14 protein-coding genes are annotated in these 14,946 nt (G+C 68.7%); 6 read left to right on the top strand and 8 right to left on the bottom strand.

Going from position 1 to position 14,946, the window contains the following annotated elements; all coding sequences use genetic code 11:
• Nucleotides 1-3: 3 nt before the first annotated feature.
• On the top strand, nt 4-1,155 hold the full coding sequence (locus RMO01_RS03935; RefSeq protein ID WP_309627740.1) for a cache domain-containing protein: 1,152 nt from the start codon (nt 4-6) through the stop codon (nt 1,153-1,155).
• Entirely contained in the window at nt 1,152-2,297 is a 1,146-nt protein-coding gene (locus tag RMO01_RS03930) for a hypothetical protein (protein WP_309627739.1), read from the top strand. Before RMO01_RS03935 ends, RMO01_RS03930 begins: the two co-directional genes overlap by 4 nt.
• 10 nt (nt 2,298-2,307) lie before the next feature.
• On the opposite strand, the gene RMO01_RS03925 is transcribed toward RMO01_RS03930, so the two are convergent.
• Entirely contained in the window at nt 2,308-3,558 is a 1,251-nt protein-coding gene (locus RMO01_RS03925) for a hypothetical protein (RefSeq protein ID WP_309627772.1), read from the bottom strand.
• Nucleotides 3,559-3,718: 160 nt separating this feature from the next.
• Here RMO01_RS03925 and RMO01_RS03920 point away from each other — a divergent pair, with 160 nt between their 5' ends.
• A complete protein-coding gene (locus RMO01_RS03920; RefSeq protein ID WP_309627738.1) occupies nt 3,719-4,816 on the top strand; it encodes an alkene reductase in 1,098 nt (365 codons plus the stop codon).
• A 4-nt stretch (nt 4,817-4,820) separates the two neighbouring features.
• Here RMO01_RS03920 and RMO01_RS03915 read toward each other — a convergent pair whose 3' ends face one another.
• Complete coding sequence (locus RMO01_RS03915) at nt 4,821-6,254, bottom strand: PLP-dependent aminotransferase family protein (RefSeq protein WP_309627737.1); 1,434 nt, start codon at nt 6,252-6,254, stop codon at nt 4,821-4,823.
• Nucleotides 6,255-6,313: 59 nt separating this feature from the next.
• On the opposite strand from RMO01_RS03915, the gene RMO01_RS03910 reads away from it, so the two are divergent.
• A complete protein-coding gene (locus tag RMO01_RS03910; RefSeq protein WP_309627736.1) occupies nt 6,314-6,925 on the top strand; it encodes a hypothetical protein in 612 nt (203 codons plus the stop codon).
• A gap of 3 nt (nt 6,926-6,928) precedes the next feature.
• Here the strand turns inward: RMO01_RS03910 and RMO01_RS03905 are convergent, their stop codons facing one another.
• Complete coding sequence (locus RMO01_RS03905) at nt 6,929-7,609, bottom strand: hypothetical protein (RefSeq protein WP_309627735.1); 681 nt, start codon at nt 7,607-7,609, stop codon at nt 6,929-6,931.
• Nucleotides 7,610-7,693: 84 nt separating this feature from the next.
• A complete protein-coding gene (locus tag RMO01_RS03900; protein WP_309627734.1) occupies nt 7,694-9,361 on the bottom strand; it encodes a peptide chain release factor 3 in 1,668 nt (555 codons plus the stop codon).
• Between the two features lie 180 nt (nt 9,362-9,541).
• Here RMO01_RS03900 and RMO01_RS03895 point away from each other — a divergent pair, with 180 nt between their 5' ends.
• Nucleotides 9,542-9,703 (top strand): hypothetical protein, encoded by a 162-nt coding sequence (locus RMO01_RS03895; RefSeq protein WP_309627733.1) that lies wholly within the window; start codon nt 9,542-9,544, stop codon nt 9,701-9,703.
• A 5-nt stretch (nt 9,704-9,708) separates the two neighbouring features.
• On the opposite strand, the gene RMO01_RS03890 is transcribed toward RMO01_RS03895, so the two are convergent.
• The 3 genes from RMO01_RS03890 to RMO01_RS03880 all read right to left on the bottom strand — a co-directional run bounded on the left by RMO01_RS03890 (nt 9,709) and on the right by RMO01_RS03880 (nt 12,221).
• Nucleotides 9,709-11,313, bottom strand: a complete 1,605-nt coding sequence (locus RMO01_RS03890; protein WP_309627771.1) for a DUF1570 domain-containing protein — start codon at nt 11,311-11,313, stop codon at nt 9,709-9,711.
• Nucleotides 11,314-11,379: 66 nt separating this feature from the next.
• Complete coding sequence (locus tag RMO01_RS03885; RefSeq protein ID WP_309627732.1) at nt 11,380-11,760, bottom strand: hypothetical protein; 381 nt, start codon at nt 11,758-11,760, stop codon at nt 11,380-11,382.
• Nucleotides 11,761-11,891: 131 nt separating this feature from the next.
• Nucleotides 11,892-12,221, bottom strand: a complete 330-nt coding sequence (locus RMO01_RS03880; RefSeq protein WP_309627731.1) for a DUF1491 family protein — start codon at nt 12,219-12,221, stop codon at nt 11,892-11,894.
• Between the two features lie 55 nt (nt 12,222-12,276).
• Between RMO01_RS03880 and RMO01_RS03875 the strand changes: the two genes are divergently transcribed.
• On the top strand, nt 12,277-13,167 hold the full coding sequence (locus tag RMO01_RS03875) for a hypothetical protein (protein ID WP_309627730.1): 891 nt from the start codon (nt 12,277-12,279) through the stop codon (nt 13,165-13,167).
• 31 nt (nt 13,168-13,198) lie between these two features.
• Here the strand turns inward: RMO01_RS03875 and RMO01_RS03870 are convergent, their stop codons facing one another.
• On the bottom strand, nt 13,199-14,902 hold the full coding sequence (locus tag RMO01_RS03870; RefSeq protein WP_309627729.1) for a HAMP domain-containing sensor histidine kinase: 1,704 nt from the start codon (nt 14,900-14,902) through the stop codon (nt 13,199-13,201).
• Nucleotides 14,903-14,946: the final 44 nt, after the last annotated feature.

The following is a 14,946-nucleotide window of genomic DNA, read 5'->3' as shown; positions in this document are numbered from 1 at the left end:
ATCATGAAGTTTCGTCGTGACGCGCCCGTCGCCCTGATCACCGCGGTGGTGCTGGTGGTCGGGGTGCTCACCGTGGCCTCCAACCTGCTGTTCGGCGGCATGACCACGGCGGTCGAGCGCAGCCAGGTCCAGCTGATGAGCGCCATCATCAGCTTCAACCTCGACGGCGCGTCCGGCAACGCCCTGGCCCGGGCCGAGATCATCGCGGCCGAACCCGAGGTCCGGGCCGCCCTTGCGCGCCAGGACCGGCCGGCCCTGCTGGCCGCGACATCGGGCATGTTCGCCACCCAGAAAGACAAGTACGGCGTCACACAGGTTCAGTTTCATACGGCCCCCGCGACCTCGTTCCTGCGACTTCAGGCGCCCGAGCGGTTTGGTGACGACCTGTCCGGATTCCGGCCGATCGTGGTGGCGGTGAACCGCGAGCAGACGGCCAAGAAGGGGATGGAAACCGCCCGCTCGGGCCCTGCCATCTTCGGCGTCGCCCCGATCACGGCGCCCGACGGCGGACACGCCGGATCGGTCGAGGTCGGAATGGATTTCGGCCCGGTTCTGGACCGGCTGAAGGCGGCCTATGGCCTCGACCTGACCCTGTTCCTCGACGAAGCCCCGCTGCGGCAGACGGCGACCGGGATGGATCCGACCGTTCTGGCGGAACAGAACCGCGTCGGCTCGACCATCAAATACTATTCGACCGACTGGGACCTGATGCGGACCCTGGTCACGGCCGAGGACCTGCGGGTCCATGACGAGGCCTCGGACTATGTGCGCAAGGCCGCCGGCAAGCCCTATGGCGTCATCATCGTGCCGGTGCGCGGGGCGTCGGGTGAACTGCTGGGCGCCGTCGCCGTGACGCAGTCGTTTGCGCCGACGCGTGGGGCGGCGGGCCGATCACTGGTACTGCAGGGTCTGTTCGCCCTGTTCGCCATGATCGTGCTGGTCGGGGTGGTTCTGGTCGTGGTGCGCGGCTTCCTGCTGCGGCCGCTGCGGGCCATCTCGGCGCGTTTCGCCGCCATCGGTACGGACGAGACGGTTGAGGAGGACGAGGACGACGATCGTCTGTCGGTCGAGATGGCCGAACTGGCGGCCGAGCAGAAACGGATCGCGGCGCTGGTCGCGGCCCAGGGCGCGGGCAGGCGAGGCCGGGGGTCGTGAGCGCCCGTCGTCTGATTGCGATCCTGCTGGTTCTCGGCGGGTTGCTGGTCGTCGGCCTGCTGTTGCCGGGTCTGGGCCAGACCCGGAACGCCGCCCAGCTGCCTGAGCCGCCCCTGTCCGCGCCGGCGGCCCAGGGCACGACGATCCCGCTCGGGGCCGGCCTGCCGCTGGTCGTGCGCAGCGGGCTGTCGTTCGTCGATGTCGAATCGATCGACGAGAACGAACAGACCTATGTCGCCACCGTCGACCTGCGCCTGCGCTGGACCGATCAGCGGCTGCGCTATCCGGCGTCGGAGGCCGCCGTCGGCTATCGCGAATGGCGCGGCGAGCCGGCGGTCGAGCAGCTGGCGACGATGTGGACGCCCGATGTCGACATCGCCAATCTGGTCGGCGATCCCGATGCCGACAGCCGGTCGTTGCGGGTCTTCCCCGACGGTCGCGTCGAACTGCTGCGGCGGGTGACCGCGACCTTCAAGGCACCGCTGGACGTGACCCGCTTCCCCTTCGACCACCAGGCGCTGTCGATCGAACTGGTGTCGCGCGGCGAGCCGGTCGACCGCGTCGCGCTCGACTATCGTCAGGAAGACCTGGAGTTCAGCCGGGCCCGCGCAGGTCCGGCCCTGGACGGCTGGGAGATCGGCCGGGTCAGCCTGACGCGCGATCCGATTTCCGGATGGTACGGCGAGACCTATGCCCGGCTGAGGGCCTCGCTGGACGTGGGCCGGGTGGCCGGATCGACCGTGGCGGGGCTGTTCATTCCGCTGCTGGCGTCCCTGCTGATCCCGTTGCTGGCGACCTGGCTGAACTCCGCAAAGGACGGCGAATTCCAGACCGAGGCGTTCGAACTGACCAATATCGTCATCGGCGGCCTGTTCGCGGTCATCGCCCTGAACTTCACGGTGAACACTGACCGCGCCAGCCTTGCCAACGGCCAAAACACGGTCGCGATGCTGTTCGGGTTGAACTACATCACCCTGGCGCTGGCGCTGGCGATCAACATCGTCCTGTTCCGCTTCAATGCCGCCCGCAAGCTGGCGGGACGGCACGTCCAGCACGAGGTTTTCCTCTACATCACCTGGGCCCTGCCGCTGACGGTGGCGGCGACGGCGGCGGCGATCGTGCTGGTCGCGGCGGTCAGCTAGACGCGGGCAATCAGGCCCTTACCGGCAGACTTCCTATCAATCCACGGGCGCGGTCGGCGATGACCGGGACGCCGTGGTCGCGGGCGGCTTCGGCGGCTTCGGCCAGGACGAAGGCGGCCTGATCCGGGTCCGAACCCATCAGTTCGCTGCGGGCGATCATCAGCCGGGCCATGGCGATCTGGTCGACGGCCCAGTCGACGGCCGTGGGGACGACCGTGCGGTCGGCGAGGCGGCGACGGACGCGGGTCTCGATCCGCGTGAGTTCGGTCAGGTCGCCGGCGGTGGCGGCGGCGGCGAGTTCGCGCGCCACCAGCAGGTCCAGCGCCAGCGCGCCGAGGATCGTGCCCCGACCCGTGGTCAGGGCCACGGACTGGCGGATCGGCTCGATGGGGGCGGAAGGGTCGATGGAGCGGGCGATCTGGATCGCGACCCAGTCCAGCGGGCTATGATCGACGAAGAACTGGTCGGCGGCGGCGTCGAACATCTCATTCCCCGTCTTCATGGCCGCGTCGTCATTGGCCATGGCGGCAAGGGCTGAGAGACCGGCGGCGCACAGGGCGAGAGCCCGGGCGCGGGTCAGGGGACGGGTGTCCGGCGAGGAGGCCTCAACGAGGGCGGTCAGGTCGCGACCGGCCTGGTCCAGCAGGCGGGCGTCGCGCTGGATGATGCCGCCTTCGAGGGCGAGGGCGGCGGCGTCGAGGCGCAGGTCGTCGGCCTCAAGCGGATTGTGTTTGGTCAGGGCGTGCAGGGCCGCGTCCATCAGGGCGGCGGCGTCCTGACGGTCGTTGGTCTTTTCGCTCAGCCGGGCCTGGCGGGCGCGGATGCGGGCATGGACTCCGGCGATAGAAGCGAGGGTCGGCAGCCGTTTCGAGGTCGCGTCGCGGGCCATCTCCATCGCCTGGACCACGGCGTCGCGGTCGCCGAACAGGTCGAATTTCGAGATCAGGGCCTGGGCGCCGGCCAGGAGGGCGCGGGCGCGTTCGTCCTCGGTGCGGGCGGCCTTCAGAGCGTCTTCGGCGGTGGCCAGGGCGCGGGCGATACTGTCGGGGGCGCCGCTGCGGCGGGCATGCTCACGCCACAGGATCGAGGCGCGATGCCAGGTCTGGGAAGGACGCGAGCACGAGATGCGGCCGCCGTCGGTGGTCAGGGACTTCGCCTCGCGCGCCAGAAGATTGACCCCGATCAGCTCCAGCCAGCCGAGGTCGTCGCTTTCGCGCGCCTGCACGAAGAGCCGTCTCAGATCCTTGCCGAACTCGAACATGGCCACGTCGTCACTCTCCGCGCGTCCCGGATCGGGACCGTCTCAGGCGTTCGCTTCCCTGTCTAGCAAACCCGACGCCGCGCTGCGGTTCCACGGCGGCCTGTTGCGCTGCACACGACCGGCGCCTACCTGAATCAGACCGCAACACCAGGTGTTTCACATGACGACCCTCTTCGACCCCATCGACCTCGGCGCGATCCATCTCGAGAACAGGATCGCCATGGCGCCCCTGACCCGCAGCCGCGCTATCGCAGGCGAGGTCCCGAACCCGCTGGCGGTCGAATACTACGCCCAGCGCGCCTCGACCGGCCTGATCGTCTCGGAAGCGACCCAGATCAGCCAGTCCGGCCAGGGTTATCCCAACACCCCCGGCATCTTTACCGACGCCCAGGTCGCCGGCTGGAAGGCTATCACCGACGCGGTGCACGCCAAAGGCGGCAAGATGGTCGCCCAGCTGTGGCATGTCGGCCGGGTGTCGATCCCCGACTACCAGCCCGACGGCGGCCAGGCCGTCGCGCCGTCGGCGATCGCCGCCGTCGGCAATGCGATGAAGCGTGACTTCTCCCTGACGCCGTTCGAGACGCCCCGTGCCCTCACAGTCGACGAGATCAAGGGCATCGTCGGCGACTATGTCCATGCGGCCGGGATGGCGAAGAAGGCAGGCTTCGACGGGGTCGAGGTCCACGGCGCTAACGGCTATCTGATCGACCAATTCCTCAAGGACGGCTCGAACCAGCGCGACGACAGCTACGGCGGTTCGGTCGAGAACCGCGCGCGCTTCCTGCTGGAAGTCGTGGCCGCCGTGGCCGCGGTCTGGGGCGCCGACCGCGTCGGCGTGCGCCTGTCGCCGTCCAACGGATCGAACGGGACGCGGGATTCGAACCCTGAGACGATCTTCGTCCACGCGGCCGGCGCCCTGAAACCCTTCGGTCTGGCCTATCTGCACATCATCGAGGGCGAGCCCGGCACGGCCATGGCCAGCTGGGACGGCGCGCCGAAACTGGCGGCGAAGATGCGCGAGGCTTTCGGCGGCCCCGTGATGCTGAACGGCGGCCTGACCCGCGAACTGGCCGAGAAAGCGATCGAGGAAGGTCGCGCCGACCTGGTCAGCCTGGGCGTCCCGGCCCTGTCCAACCCCGACATCGTCGAGCGCTGGAAGCAGAACGCGCCGCTGAACGCGCCCGACAAGGCGACCTTCTATGGCGGCGGGGCCAATGGCTACACCGACTATCCGTTCCTGGAGACGGCGGAGTCGTAGGACTTTAGAACACGTCCGGCTCCGGCGTCCTCGCGCGCCGGGCCGGGCGGTCACCGATCCGGCCCCAGGCCTCCGCCAGGGCGTCGACCGCAGCTTCGAGCTCACGCTCTGGCAGGCAGTAGGGCAGGCGGACGAACCGGTCGAAGGCGCCGTCGACACCGAAGCGGGTGCCCGGCGCGATGATGACTCCGGACTTCTGGGCCTCCGTGACCAGGGCGCCGACGACCGGGCGGGGCAGGGCGACCCACAGGGACAGGCCGCCGGTCGGGCGGGTCGTCTTCCAGTCCGGCAAAACCTGAGCCAGCCGCGCGTGAAGCACGGCCTCCCGCGCGGCCAGTGCGGCGCGGCGTTCAGCGACCGGGGTTTGATCCCCGGCCAGAAGGTGGGCGGCGGCGAGTTGCTCGATCACCGCTGCGCCGAGATCGAGCGAGGCTCGCGCCCGGACGGCGGCGTCGGCGGCCTCGGTCTCCGCCCGCATCCAGCCGATCCGGAGACCGCCCCACCAGGTCTTGCTCATCGAGCCGACCCGGACGACGTGCGGTCCGGGCGCGGCGGGTGGCGGCGGGGGCGTGTCGAACCAGAGCTCGCGCTGGGTGTCGTCCATAACCATCAGTGCGCCGACGCTGGCGACCGCGCGGGCCACCACCGCCTCGTCCTCGGCGGCCATGACGTGGCCGGTCGGGTTCTGGTGCGCACCCAGCAGATAAACGAGTCGCGGTCGGACCCGCTCGATGGTGGCGACGAGACCGTCAATGTCCCAGCCGGCGGGAGTCAGGGCCACGGGCACGGGCCGCATGCCGGCGCGCACGATGGCCTCGATGGCGTGGGGGTAGGTCGGGTGGTCGATCACAACCGCGTCGCCCGGTCGCCCGAAGGCGCGCAGCAGGATGGCGAGACCGTTCTGGGCGCCCGCCGTCACCACGATCTGGTCTGGCGTCGTCGGCAGGCCGGCACGATCATGGGCCTCGGCCGCCGCACGTCTGAGCGGGAGGAGACCGATGGGGTCGTAGCCGTGTCCCGGCAGGTGGGCCGGCAACGAGTCCAGCGCTCGCGCATAGGCGGCGTGGACATGCGCCCCGGCGGGAAGGACGGCCGTCGCCATGTTGACGACCTCCGGCCCCGGGGCGACGTGGAACAGGCCTTCGAGACGCTCGGCGCGTCGGAAGGGCAGGGCGGTATAGGTCCCGGCGCCGACGCGACTGGTCAGGAAGCCGTCAGCGCGGAGCCGGTCCATCGCCGCGCTGACCGTGATGCGGCTGACCCCCAGCGCCTCCGCCAGGCGTCGCTCACCGGGCAGACGGGCGTCGAGCGGCAGGCGGCCGTCGAGCACCAGACCCTTCAGGGCATCGGCCAGGCTGCGATAGGCGACGTCCTCCGCGCCGGACGCGCGCCAGTCGCCGAGGTGGCGGGACAGGCTGATGAGGTTGATGACGGACATGAGGCCACCGTCGCCAAAGTGGCTATGGATTACAAGGCCGGTTGTTCTAGCGTAGCCGCATGTTCATTCGTCGCTTCATCCAGCTCCAGATCGGCCTGCTTCTGTACGGGATGTCGCTGGCCCTCATGGTCCGCGCCGACCTCGGGCTGAATCCGTGGAGCGTCTTCCATCAGGGTCTGTCGGAGATGACCGGGCTCAGCCTCGGGCTGATCGTCAATATCGTCGGGGCTCTGGTGCTGCTGATCTGGATCCCGCTGAGGCAGAAGCCGGGCGTGGGGACGATCTGCAATGTGCTGGTCATCGGCACGGCGGCGGATGTGAGCCTGCATTTCCTGCCGGAGATCCACGGACTGGGGCTGCAGATCGGGTTCCTGATCGCGGCCATCCTGCTGAATGGCGTGGCGACCGGGGCCTATATCGGCGCGGGTCTGGGGCCGGGGCCTCGCGACGGGCTGACGACCGGCGGGGTGCGGGCGACCGGCTGGGAGGTGCGGTGGGTGCGGATGGCGATCGAGGGGCTGGTCCTGGTCATGGGCTGGATGCTGGGCGGCACGATCGGAGTCGGCACTGTGGCATACGCCCTGTCGAACGGGCCGCTGCTGCAGGTCTTCCTGCCGATGTTCGAGATCAGGCCGGAGTCGAAGGTCGTTCCGGCGCCCTCGCCGACCTGACGCCTAGGAGCCGAAGCGGGCGTTCTCGGGCACGTCTTCCAGACGGCAGAAGTTCCACAGGTCGTCCTCGGCGGTGTCGATATCATCGCCCAGCCGGGCCTGCCGCCTGATGACGTCCGTGCCGAGCACTTCGTAGGTGACGTTGTAGGCGCCCGCGTCGCCGCCGCGCTCGGTCCTGCAGCGCTGTTCCTCACCCCAGCTGTTGGGCCCGGTCTGCAGGAACTGGCCGGGCTCGCATCCGCCATAGTCGATGGTGAAGGCGGTCGGCGTCAGGAAGGCCAGATCGCCCTCGCCGGGCCAGACCTGTTCGCAGTCCTTGTCGCCCCGGACATAGTAGCCCAGCGTCATCGGGATGGGCTCGGGCTCGGTCTGGCCGGGGGCGAGGGTGACGCCGGTGGGACGTTCGGTCCCGGCGGTCTCGCCCAAGAGGTCTTCGAGGGTGCGGTCGGCGGTTGAAGCTGGCGGGCGCGTCGTTTGCGGGCGCGCCGCTTGCGGCCGTTCGGCGGCGCTCAGCGGCGGCTGCGCGTTGGGGCGAGGCGTCAGGGTCGATTGGGTCGGGGCAGTGTTCAGCGAGCGTGTGGTGGCCGAGCTTTGGCTCTGCTGGGCCGAGGCGCCGCCCGCAAGCAGCAGGGCGCCGGCCGCCAGGGCCAGGGTCGTTCCACAGGTCTTAACTCGTTCGATCATGTCGTACCTTCGATCATGCATGAACGACAGAACGATGGCGAACCGCCGAGGTTCAGAGCCGAAACGACTGACGGAACGTGACGCCTAGCCGCGTTCCTTCGTCTTGGTGAACGCCACCTTCGGGAACCGCTCCATGACGTAGCCGGTCTCCCAGCTCGACTTGGCCAGGAAGACCGGGGCCTGGTCGATATCGCGGGCCATCTGGCCGCGGTATTTGGACATGAAGTCCTCGACATCGGCTTTGTCCCCGTCGATCCAGCGGGCCTCGGCATAGGGGCTGTGCTCGAAGATGACCTCCAGGCCGTATTCCTCGCCCAGACGGTCGGCCATCACCTCGAACTGAAGCTGACCCACGGCGCCGACGATGAAGTCCGCGCCAATCTCGGGGCGGAACAACTGGGTCACGCCTTCCTCGGCCAGGCCGTCGAGCGCCTTCTTCAGGTGTTTGGCCTTGAGCGGATCCTTGACCCGCACGCGCTGAAGGATTTCCGGGGCAAAGTTGGGCAGGCCGGCGAAGCGGATCAGACCGCTCTCCGACAGGCTGTCGCCGACGCGGAGCACGCCGTGGTTGGGGATGCCGATCACGTCGCCGGCGAAGGCGTCGTCCGCCAGCTCGCGGTCGCTGGCGAAGAACATGATGGGGGCGTTCACCGACAGCTGTTTGCCGGTGTTCTGGACCTTCAGCTTCATGCCGCGCTTGAAACTGCCCGAGGCCATGCGGAACATGGCGATCCGGTCGCGGTGGTTGGGGTCCATATTGGCCTGGACCTTGAAGACAAAGCCGGTGACCTCGGCATTGCCGGGCTCGACCGTCAGTTCGACGGGCGTGGGGGCGTTGCGGGTCTCGGGCGGCGCTTCCTTGCGGGCGGGCATGGTCTTCGGCGGCGGGGCCCATTCGCCGATGGCGGCCAGAAGCTCGTCGATGCCGAAGTGGCGGAGCGCAGAACCCCAGAGGACCGGGGTCATGTGGCCTTCGAGGAAGGACTGCCGGTCGAACGCGGGGTAGCCGCCCTCCACCAGTTCCCGGGCGTCCATCAGGGCCTGGAGCTCGCCCGCCTCGAAGTATTCGCCGGCGTCGGCGAGCGGCAGGGCGGCCGGGTGAGGCACGTCGTCCTTCGAACCGGCGGGCTTCTTGGCATAGGGCTGGAACTTTCCGGTGCCCATCTCGACCATGCCGCGCAGGCGGTTGCCGCTTTCGGCCGGCCACCAGATGGGGGAGGGGTCGAGCTGCAGGCGCGAGGCGATCTCGTCCAGCAGGGCCATCGGATCCTGGGCCTCGCGGTCCAGCTTGTTGATGAAGGTGATGATCGGGATGTCGCGCAGCCGGCAGACCTCGAACAGCTTCAGGGTCTGCGGCTCAATGCCCTTGGCGGCGTCCAGCACCATGATGGCGCAGTCGGCGGCGGTCAGGGTGCGGTAGGTGTCTTCCGAGAAGTCCTCGTGCCCGGGCGTGTCGAGCAGGTTGAACATCTTGCCGTCGTGCTCGAACGTCATGACCGAGGCGGAGACGGAGATGCCGCGCTCCTTTTCGATCTTCATCCAGTCGGATTGGGTGCGCCGGTTCTCGCCGCGCGCCCGCACCGCGCCGGCCGCCCGGATGGCCCCCCCGGACAGCAGGATATGCTCCGTCAGCGTCGTCTTGCCGGCGTCCGGGTGCGCGATGATCGCGAAGGTCCTGCGCCTCGCCGCCTCGGCGGCGAGTTTCTTGTTGGAAGGCTGGGGGGCCTCCTGTTCGAGGGTCAGTTTCGACATGGGGGCGGGAGGTAGCGCGCGACGGCGTCAAAGTCACGCGGACGGGCGCGAGGGCTTATTCTCGAAGATCCGTCGAGAACCGGCGAGATTCTCCTCGCCAGGCAGGGTCTTTGGAGCCATCCTCCGATTGCGAGACGTTCCGGACACGAGCCGGACGCCGCAGGGAAGAAGGAAACGGCTATGGCTTTGCTGGACTCAGCACACCGCGTTTCGAGGGTCCGGGCTCCGTCGAAGCACTTCACGGAGCGCGAGATTCACCCCGCGATCTGCCTGCTTTCGGGCTTCGGCGTGATCATCGGGGCGGCGGCCCTCGTGCATGTGGTGTTCAACGTCCTGATGTAGGGACGTCAGTCGTCGACCAGTTCGGCACCTTCCGGCGAAGCCTCTTCCGAGGTCGCCAAACCGAGCTGGGCGCGTGCCTGGGCGATCAGACGACGACCTTCCGTGCGTAGGCCGCCGCCGTGTGGACTGTTCGCTACGGAATGCAGGATCGCAACAGCGCGCTCGGGTTCCCCGCGCGACATCAACACACGCGCATAGCGCATTCGTGCATCGAAAGACTGGGGCGCGAGGGCCACTGCGATCTCGAGCGTGGCCATGTCGTTGGCGCTGGGGTAACCCGACATGCCCTGCCGCATGCGATCCAGCTCCAGATAGGTCAGGAAATCCAGCGGATCGATCTCCAACGCCTGGACCAGGCGGCTGCGCGCCTGCCGTATCTGCTCCAGCCGCTCGTCGCCCTCACTCTTCGCCGCCTGGTCCAGGTAGGCCTCGGCGGAGTAGCGCAGGGCGCGCGAATCCCGGGATTCCGGGCGGGTGAGGGGCTCCAGAGCAGCGATGGCTGCGCCTGGGTCGCCGGCCAGCCGATGCGCCCTCGCCCGAGCCTTCACACTGGCGGGATCGTCCGGATGGATGGCCGAGGCCGTCAGGGCATCGCGTATCAGGGTCTGGCGTTCCTCGGCAAATGCCTGGATCACTTCTTCCCGCCTTTCAGCGAAGGCCCGGTCCGTCTCGCCCTCACGTTGCTCCGGCGAGGGTTCGGGACGGTTCGGATCCTGCCGGCCCAGGCGAAGATCGATCCAGGCCAGCCGCCCCTCGTTCGGGGTCATCGGGGATACGGTGACCGTCGGCGAAGGCAGATCGATCTGCGGTGTCAGGTAAGGGATGGACCCGCTCAGATACCGCCACACATCGTCGCGGAGCTCAGCCGGCGTTCGGTTGATTGTCCCGTCAAGCGCCGCGATGGGGTCCGCCCCCTGGGACACAGCCGAAAGATAGGCGCCCAGGAGCCGGGTCCGTGCCGGATCGCTAAGCATGTAGTGGGTCAGGGCCCAGGAAACGGAGTAGTATTCCGAACCGCGATACCTACCGCCCGGCGAAACGCGCCAGCGCAGCACGTCCTCCATCGGCACCCAGCTATTCGCCGGCCTGGTCAGCGCATTCATTCGGCCGGGCTGATGTAGTCCGATCTGATAGCGACCGTTCCGGATTCGCATCGTGGCGTAGTATTCCGCGAACCCTTCCACGAACCAGGCAGGGTAGGCGGTGGACTTCATCTGGAACATGAAGTGGTGGGCGTATTCGTGGAAGATGACGTCGTCCGACAGCGTACTTTCGACATTGGCGATCGCGAAGATCCGGCCGCTGTTGGGAGCGTAGAAGCCGAGAACGCTTCGACTGATGTTCGGCTCTGCGCGCTTCAGGTCGTCGGCGCTGTTGGCCATGTAAAGTTCGAGCTTGGGAACTTCATGATCGACCGCGATGGGATAGTAGGTGCGCACCAGGGCGTCGAAGCGCTCCACCTTCTCGGCATAGGCCCGAATGTTCCGCTCGGACGTGTCGCCATAGATAATGAAATGATCCGTTTCCGCCCGGAGCCATTCGGCCCGCGCAGGAGACGCGAGACCCAGAGTGGCCGAGACCACGGCGACGACCGCCGGGACAAAACGCATCGACAAGACGAACCCTCCAAACCGACTTCCATTCTAACGTGCGGAAGACGGGAGAGCCAGTAAGGATCAGGCGGCCATTCGGCCCCAGACGGCGCGGTCGGCGGAGACCGCGTCCAGCTTGCCCTTGCGGCCGCGCGACATCAGCTGGTCGAGCACGGCGGCGGGCAGGGCGCAGAACTGCGGTTCGACCAGGGCCGGGTCGCAGTCGGTCTCGGGCGCGGCGAACAGGGCGGCGTTCACTTCCGGCGAGCGGTCGTGGATCAGCCAGGCCAGGCGACGGGCGCGTTCCGGATCGTTCCGATGCAGCATCGGGTCTTCGGCGAACAGCTCGCAGCCGAGTTCCATCAGATAGTCGAAGCCCAGCTTCTCGAACCGGCGCGCATCGGCCGACGTGACCGGAGAGGCCTCGTTCAGGTCGAAGACGACGTCGTTCATGAGAAACAGCATAGGGAGGGCACTCGCCTGACGCCGACGTTTCTCGCCGACACCGTGACCCTAGGCCCGAGTGGTTTTCGGTTCCGTTCCCGAACGGGGTTAGCGAGGGGTTATCCTCCCCAGAGCGCAGCGAAGGGGGAGAATCATTCTCCCTCGACCCTTTCCGTCAGGAAATGCCGGCCCTGGCGGTCTTCCACCTCGACCACCCAGATGTCCGGGTCATAGCCGCGCTGGCGTTCGATGTAGGCGTCGATGTCGCTCTCGGTCCCCGCCGTTGGCTGGATCCACAGGCGCTCGCCGTCGCTGCCAAAGGCTTCGCTATAGATCCGCGCGGTCCGTTCGGACGTATTGTAGGCCTTCACGATCACGGTCCCCGCGCGCATGTCGCCCTTGCGCACGACGGTCGCATTGGCCCCCTCGATCTGGGCGCGACGGATCAGGGCGCCGACCCACAGGTCTGAGTTCAGAAGCAAATCGGTAACCCTGCTCGGAAACGGGACCGGAACGCCGTGGCGCTACGATGGGCACATGAGGATAGGCCATTCGACCCGCACCGCCAGAGCCGTGATCGCCGCCGTCGTGATGGCGACGACCCCCGTGGCCGCCTTTGCCGACGGCACGGGGACCTTCTACGACCGGACCTTCGTCCTGGCCGCGCACGAGAAATGCCGGCTATTCGGCGCGCCGGTCGCCGGGGCGCTGTCGGCCGCGACCCTGCAGTCGCGGGGCGCGGCCCTGCGCGCCGGCACGACCGAGGCGACGCTTCAGGCGACGGCTACACGGGCAAGGTCGCGGGCGCGTCAGGTCGCCTGCGCCAACCCCGAACTGGCCATGGTGCGCGACCGGGTCGCTGACGCCTTCGCCGGATGGCAGCGTATTCCCCGCATGGACTTCAACGGAGACCACGCGATGTGGACCGCCGACCGCGTCCGGCGCGAGGCCGCGACCTGGCGGCTGGTGCAGACCTCGCTGACCGGGGCCTCGCCCGTCCGCTTCGGTCTCAGCGCCGCCGCGCCGGGTTCAGGCAATGTGTCCGGCGGCGAGACCCTTTCCGCCGTCGTCTCCTTCGTGGGGCGCCCGCGTCCCTATGCGGCGCGGATGGTGATGCGCGACCCGGCCTTGGCCGCCCGTCCGTGGCTGACCGCCGCCGGTCGCGCGGTCCTGCCGCCAGAGAACGCGCGCCAGGAGGTCTGGTCCGCCGGAACCGCGCCCGCACCCGCGACCCTGTTGGCGACCGGCAAGACCCAGGGCGAGACCTGGTATTTCCCCGCGAGCGGCGGCGATCGCCTGTCGCGCCTCGATCCGCGCGAGCCGTTCCTGATCCAATTCCTGTTCAGGGACGGCAGCGTCGCGACAGCCACGTTCGAGGCCGGGGACTTCGCGGCGGCAAGAGCGTTCGTGGCGCTGGGAACGGTCTGACGGTCCCGCCGCGGACGGTAAGGAGAGGGATCTAGCCGCCCACGTTGAGGGGGATGATCTCCGCCCCGCCGTCGGGCGCCGGCGCGCGCACCGCAACCGCCACCGGCATCCGCACCGTGACCGCCGTGCCTTCGCCGAGAGTGCTTTCCAGACTCATCCGGCCGCCGTGCAACTCGGCAAGGGCGCGGACCAGTGACAGGCCGAGGCCGGTGCCCTGGACCTTCTGCTCGACGGCGCCGGCCTGTTCGAACGGGCGGCCCAGGCGCTTCAGGTCGCGAGAGGCGATGCCGACACCGGTGTCGGAAACGACCAGCTCCAGATAGGGGCCGATCACTTCCAGCGTCAGGGTCACGGAGCCGCCCGCCGGAGTGAATTTGATGGCGTTGGAGAGCAGGTTCAGCGTGATCTGCTTCAGCGCGCGACGGTCGGCGTCGACGCTCAATGGCTCGTCCGGGACAAGGCTGTTCAGGCCCACGCCCTTGTCGGTCGCGGTGACGCGGACGAGGGCGACGGCGGCGGAGACGACCTCTCGGGCGTCAAAGGTCTCTCGCGAAAGCTCGTAGCGTTCCGCCTCGATCTTGGACACGTCCAGAACGTCGTTGATCAGGTCCAGAAGGTGGCCGCCGGCCTCGTGGATGCTGTCGGCATAGTCGGCGTATTTCTGGGGCAGGGGGCCGAAGAGGCGCTGGCGCATGATGTCGGAGAAACCGAGCACGGCGTTCAGCGGCGTGCGCAGCTCGTGGGACATGTTGGCCAGGAAGCGGGTCTTGCCGCTGTCGCGCGCCTCTGCTTCTGCGCGGGCGGCCTCCAGACCGATTTCGGTGGCGAACTGGCGGGTGGCGTCAAAAGCCTGGGCGATGAGGCGCGGGCCGGTCTCGCCGTCGTCCATGCGGCGCAGGATCAGATTGACGCGGCGGTCCAGCGCGATGCGCGGTGCGAACTGGGCCTGGCCCTCCTGACCCGCCACCGCCCGGTCGATGGCGGCAAGAATCGCAGGACGGTCGGGGGCGTGGACCGCGGCGAACAGGCCGGACTGGAACAGGGCCTCTGGCTGCAGAGCGGGCGGGGGCGAGCCATAGGCGGCGAGGACACGACCGGACGGCTCGAGCACCAGGGTGAGCGCCGGCTGGGCGGCGAGCAGGGTTTCGACGCGCAGGGTCATGGCCTCGGCGGCGTTCAGCCTGATCTCACGCAGCCGCCAGGCGAGCCGCACGGCCAGCACGGCCGCGATCATGGCGAGGAGGACGGAGATTGCGGCCGGCAGGGGCTGGCTTTGCGGCGGACCGACGAACAGGGCCGACAACTGGCCGCCGAGGGCGACGACGCCCGAGCCTACCGCTCCCGCCTGGGCCAGTCTGACGCCATGGCGGGGTCCGCCCAGGGCCAGAGCCGCCACGAACGGCATGCCGACATAGCCCACCAGCGGCCCCGCCAGTCCGCCGGACAGCATGGAAGCCGCCAAGGCCGCCAGGGTCCAGACCACCAGCAACAGCGACCGCTCCCCCGTCCCGTCCCGCCACACCAAAGCCAGGCCGGCGAGGCCAGGCACAACCATGGCGGCGACTCCGAAGATCGCTGAGCCGCCGAGCCAGCCCAGTGTGGCGCCGGCCACGAGCGTCAGAATCACGCCCACGGCCCAGGCAGCATGCCAGGCTGTCAGCGCCGACAGGCCCTCGCCCATCGCGCGCGTGGGCGATGGAGAGGCGTCCGGGTCGGGGCGGGCGACAGAGGTCAAACAGATGTCCGGGCGGCCGGGGCGAGGGGCCGGGGAGGGGAGCG

The sequence above is a fragment of the Brevundimonas sp. genome (assembly GCF_031412435.1).
Taxonomy (GTDB): domain Bacteria; phylum Pseudomonadota; class Alphaproteobacteria; order Caulobacterales; family Caulobacteraceae; genus Brevundimonas.
The sequence above is the reverse complement of the archived record's forward strand: the minus strand, read 5'-3'. Positions and strand labels throughout refer to the sequence as shown.